Annotated in this window: 1 protein-coding gene; it reads left to right on the top strand. The window is 71.4% G+C overall.

What is annotated here, in order from left to right:
• The coding region (locus tag OEY_RS0118655) for a hypothetical protein (protein WP_010595336.1) at positions 1–1,258 on the top strand (1,258 nt) is incomplete at both ends.

The following is a 1,258-nucleotide window of genomic DNA, read 5'->3' as shown; positions in this document are numbered from 1 at the left end:
GCGCGGAGCCGCTGCTGCTGGACTGGCGGGCGCCGTTGGCGCGGCCGTTCTACCTGGCGACGCCGGCGGCGCCGGAGGGAGTGACACGGCGCCGGCACATCCGGTCACGCCGCCGGGCGATCACCGCCCTCAACGACGAGTACCTCGATCTCGACGCGGCCCAGGCGCACGACGCGACCGTCTCGGCGGGCGGTGTCGCCGGCGAGTCGGCACTGCTGGCCGCGCTGAACGCCGCGCGCACGGGGCAGATGCAGGACATCGTCGCGACGATCCAGGCCGAGCAGGATGCGATCATCCGGTCCGAGCACAAGAGCGTGCTCGTCGTGCAGGGGGGTCCCGGCACCGGGAAGACCGCCGTCGCCCTGCACCGGGCGGCGTTTCTGCTGTACACCTACCGTCGGCAGCTCGCGAAGAGCGGTGTGCTCATCGTCGGACCGAACTCGACATTCCTGGACTACATCGGGCAGGTGCTGCCCTCCCTCGGTGAGACCGGCGTGCTGCTGTCGACGATCGGTGACCTGTACCCCGGGGTGCGTGCGACCGTGGAGGACTCGCTCGAGGCGGGCACCGTCAAGGGCTCCCTCGACATGGTCGAGGTGCTGAAGAAGGCGGTGCGGGATCGTCAGGAGGTTCCGGCGACGCCCATCCCCCTCGTCTTCGACACCTACCGGCTGACGCTCGACCGGAAGACGGTCACCCGGGCCCGCGGACGGGCCCGGTCGTCGCGGCGGCCGCACAACCTGGCCCGTCCGATCTTCGTCGCCGCGGTGGTGGACGCCCTCGCCGACCAGCTCGCGTCGATCATCGGTGCCGATCCGGTCGGCGGGGCGAATCTGTTGAGCCGCGAGGACATCGACGACATCCGTACCGAGATGCGGTCGGACCGGGACATCGTGGCGGCGATCGACTCGCTGTGGCCGCAGCTGAGCCCGCAACAGGTGCTCGCCGAGCTGTTCGCCTCGCGGGAACGGCTCGCGTCGGCGGCACCGGAACTCGACGAGAACCAGCGCGAGCTGCTGCTGCGCCCGACCGCGACGCGCGTGTTCAGCGCCGCGGACGCACCCCTGCTCGACGAACTCGCCGAACTGCTCGGGGTCGACGATGCCGCCGAACGCGAGCGGGCCGCGCGGCAGTGGCGCAGGCAGATCGCCGACGCGCAGGGCGCCCTGGACATCCTGACCGGGTCGGCGCCGCAGGATCTCGAGGACGACCTGGACCCGGAGATCCTGATGGCGTACGACCTGATCGACGCCGACCA

Source organism: Rhodococcus sp. P14 (genome assembly GCF_000256505.1).
Taxonomy (GTDB): Bacteria; Actinomycetota; Actinomycetes; order Mycobacteriales; family Mycobacteriaceae; genus Rhodococcus; species Rhodococcus ruber.
Note: the sequence above shows the minus strand (reverse complement) of the source record. Positions and strands in the feature narration are given on the sequence as shown.